Annotated in this window: 4 protein-coding genes; 1 reads left to right on the forward strand and 3 read right to left on the reverse strand. The window is 63.1% G+C overall.

The genetic code is table 11. The features are described 5' to 3' along the window. Positions 1-74: 74 nt before the first annotated feature. The 3 genes from cysQ to RI841_RS14110 all read right to left on the reverse strand — a co-directional run bounded on the left by cysQ (position 75) and on the right by RI841_RS14110 (position 2,039). Positions 75-860: a 3'(2'),5'-bisphosphate nucleotidase CysQ gene (gene cysQ, locus RI841_RS14100; RefSeq protein WP_310706265.1), complete on the reverse strand. Its 786-nt coding sequence runs from the start codon at positions 858-860 to the stop codon at positions 75-77. Between the two features lie 349 nt (positions 861-1,209). Continuing rightward, positions 1,210-1,707 carry a type II toxin-antitoxin system YhaV family toxin gene (locus RI841_RS14105; RefSeq protein ID WP_310706266.1) on the reverse strand — a complete coding sequence of 166 codons (498 nt, stop codon included), beginning with the start codon at positions 1,705-1,707 and terminating at the stop codon, positions 1,210-1,212. Next, a complete protein-coding gene (locus tag RI841_RS14110) occupies positions 1,704-2,039 on the reverse strand; it encodes a type II toxin-antitoxin system PrlF family antitoxin (protein ID WP_310706267.1) in 336 nt (111 codons plus the stop codon). Before RI841_RS14110 ends, RI841_RS14105 begins: the two co-directional genes overlap by 4 nt. A gap of 610 nt (positions 2,040-2,649) precedes the next feature. Between RI841_RS14110 and RI841_RS14115 the strand changes: the two genes are divergently transcribed. Next, a complete protein-coding gene (locus RI841_RS14115; RefSeq protein WP_310706268.1) occupies positions 2,650-5,226 on the forward strand; it encodes an EAL domain-containing protein in 2,577 nt (858 codons plus the stop codon). The last annotated feature ends 87 nt before the right edge of the window (positions 5,227-5,313 follow it).

Here is a 5,313-nt window from a genome sequence, read left to right on the forward strand (position 1 = left end):
GCGAGAGCGGGAAGCCCCGAATCAATGCGCAGCATGATTCGTGGGTGCATTCACGGTCTGACCTGTCACGCGCTTCAGGCGCCATGGCCCCAGACGATAAAGTCGGGGTTGAGGTGCTGCTCCGGCGTGGCGTAGCGGAGCGGCTGACCTTCCCGGGTTTCCACGCTTCCTCCGGCCTGTTCGACCACGGCCTGGGCAGCGCCGGTGTCCCATAGGCAGGTAGGACCGAGGCGGGGGTAGACGTCCGCCTCGCCTTCGGCGATCAGGCAGAACTTCAGCGAGCTGCCCATGGGCACCATGTCATGCTTGCCCAGTTGCTCCAGCCATTCGGCCAGGTCGGGGCTGGGGTGGGAGCGGCTGCCCACCACACGCCAGGTGGCGCCGTCGGCAGGCTTGCCGGCCACGCGGATGGGCGTGCGCTCGCCGCTCTGGCCTGCTCCCCACGCGACCTTGAAGGCGCCCACGCCCTGGGCGGCCAGATAGGACACCTCCAGCGCGGGAGCGACGACCACGCCGAGCACCGGCTTGCCGGCCTCGATCAGCGCGATGTTGACGGTAAATTCGCCGTTGCGCTTGATGAACTCCTTGGTGCCGTCCAGCGGGTCCACCAGCCAGTAGCGGCCGTTGGCGTCCGCCCCGGCGAAGTCGTCGGTGTTCTCCTCGGAGAGCACCGGGATGCGGCCTGGCAGGGCGTTCAGGCCGGCGACGATCACCTCATGGGCGGCCATGTCGGCCTCGGTCAGCGGGCTCTTGTCCGCCTTCTCCTCGATGGAGAAGTCGCGGGCGTAGATGGCCATGATGGCCTCGCCGGCGTGTTTGGCGATGGTGTGCACCTGGTCCAACAGGACTGCAAGATCCATGTAGTATTTTCCTTTGTGGTTCGCAAAATTCGCGTAACCCCTCGCCCACACGGACGGGGGGCGGGTCAGTGCGCTTCGTCTACAACTCCGACCTTCGCATCATGCCCCCATCGTTATCGCATTCATGGCCAGTCGCTGAGCGCCAGGCATGACATCAAGAAGCTGCTGCCGGTGGCCAAGAAGTCGCGGCAATGTGGTGGGTTGAAGGATGTTGATTCGATTGCGCTCCAGCAGGCGTGTATCAACCTCGATAAGGTATTCCAGCGCTTCTTCGGTCCGCGACCTGATTCGCGATCGCACCAGCTTGCACGTGACCGCTGACGATGTGCCGCCCCCCGGCATGCTGACATTAAGGCTCATCACCCTCTGCCCCCAGAAGCAATTTGATGCGTTCGCCATCACTGAGAGCTGCTCTCCACAAGTCATTCCAGCTATCCGGCGGGTTACCGTTCTTGAGCATCTTGTGGAAGATAGCGTAAGCGTCCTGTTGGCTGTCATAGGCGCGCTTGGTGGATTCGTCGTTGACCCAGGCGTAGATAAGGATCTTGTTCGCAAGATCGTAGCGAAAGAACAGCCGGTACTGCTGGTAGAACTTTGCCCGGCACCAATGGGTGTGCTCAGCCCCGAGGGTGTTTCCTTGGCGATACTGAGGGCCTGCCGGGTCCTGTGGAATGTCGTTCTTGGCCAGCTTCACAATCGCCGCCAGACGCTTGGTGGCCGGTTTGCTGCGATATCCGAGCGGATCCTTTTCCTGGCGTCGCTTCACTTCACGGGTGAGCGCATCGACCTGCTCCAGGAATAGCGGATGTGCGTAGATCGTCCATCCGTTTATCTCCAGAGGGCTCATGTGTCATCGTCTTCCTCTGGCAGTTCCTCATCGAGGTCTACCTCAATGCCTGCCGTCAGGCGTTCGGCCTCGGCAAAGGTGCTGGCAGTGACAGGACGAATGTTTTCCGGGTGCTCCTGCAGATCGCGCTCCAGGAAGGCCAGGAAGCTGGCGATCACGGGGTCTTGGCTGGACTCGTCGCGGGCCCGAGTGAGCACCACTTCCCCATCGGGGCGAATCGTGTAGTGAATCCGATCGCGGCGCTTCAGCTTCAGCGCACGACGCACCGATGCCGGCACGGTCGTCTGGTAGCGAGCCGTCAGGGTGGAGTCATCCTCAATGACCGTGTTCATGATTGGCCTCCGCTCAATGGTAATGCAACAGTAATGCATCCAAGGTAATGCAATTGCATTGTCTCGTCAATGACAGGGAATGCAATCAATAGGTCGCCGGCGCGACCCCCGATCCTGGCGTTCCCAACTTCAAGCCTCCTCCCAATGCACGCGGTTACGATCCGCTCCCTTGGCGGCGTAGAGCCCCTGATCGCCGCGCTTGATCGCCGGTTTCCGCGAGGCCTCCCCGGTGCCTGGGCGGTCGACTCGCGCCTCGAGGTGAGAAGCGAAAAGGGGGCAGTGTGGAGGATGACCAGTCCCGGCGGAATGACAAGGGCCACCGTCAGGCGGGCCCAGAGGGCTTTAATGATCACGGGCGGCATCTCGGTAAGGCCAGCGCCATCATGGCTTGGCAGGTTACCCAGAGGGGAGGTGGCAAGCGGAGACAGGCCGCGATGCTGAAGGGCGGGAGTATCGAGCAAAGAGCGAGCAACGTCACCTGCTTGCATTCCGGCTGTCCGTGCGTGGTTGAGCATGTATTGCACTCTTAAGGTGCGCTAAGCCACTATGTCGCTGTATTGATAAGCGGCAAGGCGTGCCGTCTATCCCTTTTATGCTTGGAGACATTGGAGTGCTCGACGAACTGGCGCTGATGGAGGCGCAGCAGGAGGTCCACGAACGGATCGCCCAGCAAGTCCCGCTCGAAGAGACCTTGGATGCCATTGCCCGCTGGATCGAGGTGCTGCTACCGACCGCCGTTCCCGCTTTCATGCGCTTTGATGTCAAGCGTCAGACGCTCAGCCTCATTTCCAGCCAGCGTTTCTCCAAGGCCTATCATGACTGCCTTCAGGCAGCACCCATCGCTCCCGACGCTGCGTCTTTCGGCTGTGCGGCCTACTACCGCGAGCCGGTGATTACCGAGGACATCCGCACCGACTCGCGCTGGGCCGCGTTTCGCGATGCCGCCGAGCAAGAACAGCTGCTCGCCTGCTGGTCGAATCCCGTGCTGACGGCTCAGGGCGAGCTGCTGGGCGCCGTCAGTATCTACTTCCGCGACCCCAACCACCCTACCGAGGCGAGTCACCGGCGCATGAAGCAGGCAACGGCGCTGGTGGCCCTGGCCATCCTGCACGACCGCGATACCAGTAACCACCGTACCTTGGCTGAATGGTATCGTTCGTTGTTCGTGAACCACCCCGACGGCGTCTATGAGTTCGACCTTGAGGGGCGCTTCCTGCGGGCCAACGCGGCGCTGATGCGCATCACCGGATATCCCGAAGAGGCCATGGTCGGTCGTCACTTCAACGAGTTCATCGAACCCGAGTATCGCGAGCTGACCCAGGCCGGGTTCGATATCGCGAGGCGAGGCGGGTCGCACCAGTACGAGACCCTGGGCACCCACAGCGACGGCCATGCCTATCAGCTGGAAGTCCTGAACTTCCCTGTCTCCGTGGATGGCGAGGTGGTCGGGGTCTATGGCATCTGCCGCGATATCACCACCCGCAAGCAGGAAGAGGAGGCCCGCCGCCTGCTGGAACGCGGCGTCCAGGCCACCCCCAATGGTGTGGTCATGGCCGATGCCAGCCAGCCCCACATTCCGCTGGTGTATGCCAATGAGGCCTTCCACCGGCTTACCGGCTACGCTCCCGAAGAGGTGCTGGGTCGTAACTGCCGCTTCTTGCAGGGGGCCGACACCGACCCTCAGGCACTCACCGCCATTCGCCGGGCCATCGGCGGTCGGCAGTCTGTCGAGGTCACCCTGCGCAACTACTGCAAGGACGGCACACCCTTCTGGAACCACCTCTCGCTGAGCCCGGTGTTCGATGGGGCTGGCATCTGCAGCCACTACATCGGGATCCAGCAGGACATTACCCGGCAGTGTGAGCAGGAAGCACAGATCGCCCATCAGGCCACCCATGACCTGCTGACCGGCCTGCCCAACCGCACCGCCTTCGATGAGCGACTGGACGCGGCCTTCGAGCGGGCCCAGGAGGAGTCAGGGCTGCTGGTGGTGATGCACCTCGACCTGGACGGCTTCAAGACCATCAATGACGGCCTGGGCTACCACATCGGCAACAAGCTTCTGGTGGCGGTGGGTGAACGACTACGCCAGTTAGTGGGGGCAGACGATTCCCTGGCACGCATGATCGGGGACGAGTTCGCCCTGCTGCTCCCACACCTCGACGACCGCCAGGCCGGGATCGACATGGCCGAGCGGGTATTGAGTGCGCTATCTCGGCCGTTCGAGATCGATGGCAAGCCGCTGCATATCAGTGCCAGCATCGGCATCGCCTGCAACTGCGAGACCGCGGATCACGCCTACGAACTCATGCAACGTGCCGACCTGGCGGTGGCTGACGCCAAGCAAGAAGGTCGTAACACCTGGCACTGGTATCAGGGCGACCAGCAACGGCTAACCAAGGATGCCGTGCTGCTGCGCCACGACCTGCACACGGCGCTGCGGCGTGACCAGTTCGAGCTCTACTACCAGCCCATCGTGGAGGCGGTGGACGGGCACCTCCGCGGGCTGGAGGCACTGATCCGCTGGCACCACCCGGAGCGGGGGATGATCTCCCCCGGGGTGTTCATCCCGCTGGCCGAGCAGACCGGGCAGATCATTCCGCTGGGGCGCTGGATCCTGCATCGTGCCTGCCAGGACGCGGCGGCCATGCGTGCCGAAGGTGGCCTCGACGTGCCGGTCGCCGTGAACATCTCCTCGCTGCAGTTCCGGCGCGACGGCTTCCTGTCCGACGTTCAGGCGGCGCTGGACGCCGCCGGACTGCCGCCTGAGCTATTGGAACTGGAGGTCACCGAGAGCGTGCTGCTCGACGGCGCCAAGACGGCCATCGAGCTGATCAACACGCTCAAGGCGATGGGCATTCGCGTCGCGCTGGACGATTTCGGCACCGGCTTCTCCAGTCTGAGTTACCTGCGCGATCTGCCGATCCACAAGGTCAAGCTCGACCGTGCCTTCATCCAGGATATCGGCACGAACCGCAGCAACGCTGCCATCGTGCAGGGCATCATCACCATGGCTCACTGCCTGGACCTGGTGGTGGTCGCCGAAGGCATCGAGGAGCGAGAGCAGCAGCAGGACTTGATCCGCCGCAGCTGCGACCTGTTGCAAGGCTACCTCTTTTCCCGGCCCATGCCGCGGGAGGTTGTCATGGGGTTGCCGGACCAGTTGCCCGTGCCTGTTGGGCCCTGAGGGTCCCCGAGTGCGTCCATTTCGTAGGCAGGGTGGCACGGATCACGCTACGGATGAGGCCCTAACACGGAGACCGGGTCTTCCTGG

Origin of the sequence: Halomonas sp., assembly GCF_031581305.1 — a bacterium.
GTDB lineage: Bacteria > Pseudomonadota > Gammaproteobacteria > Pseudomonadales > Halomonadaceae > Halomonas.

What these genes read in the sequence shown, in the direction of transcription:
- cysQ (WP_310706265.1), bottom strand. Translation starts at nt 860, where the DNA reads ATGGATCTTGCAGTCCTGTTGGACCAGGTGCACACCATCGCCAAACAC.
- RI841_RS14105 (WP_310706266.1), bottom strand. Translation starts at nt 1,707, where the DNA reads ATGAGCCCTCTGGAGATAAACGGATGGACGATCTACGCACATCCGCTA.
- RI841_RS14110 (WP_310706267.1), bottom strand. Translation starts at nt 2,039, where the DNA reads ATGAACACGGTCATTGAGGATGACTCCACCCTGACGGCTCGCTACCAG.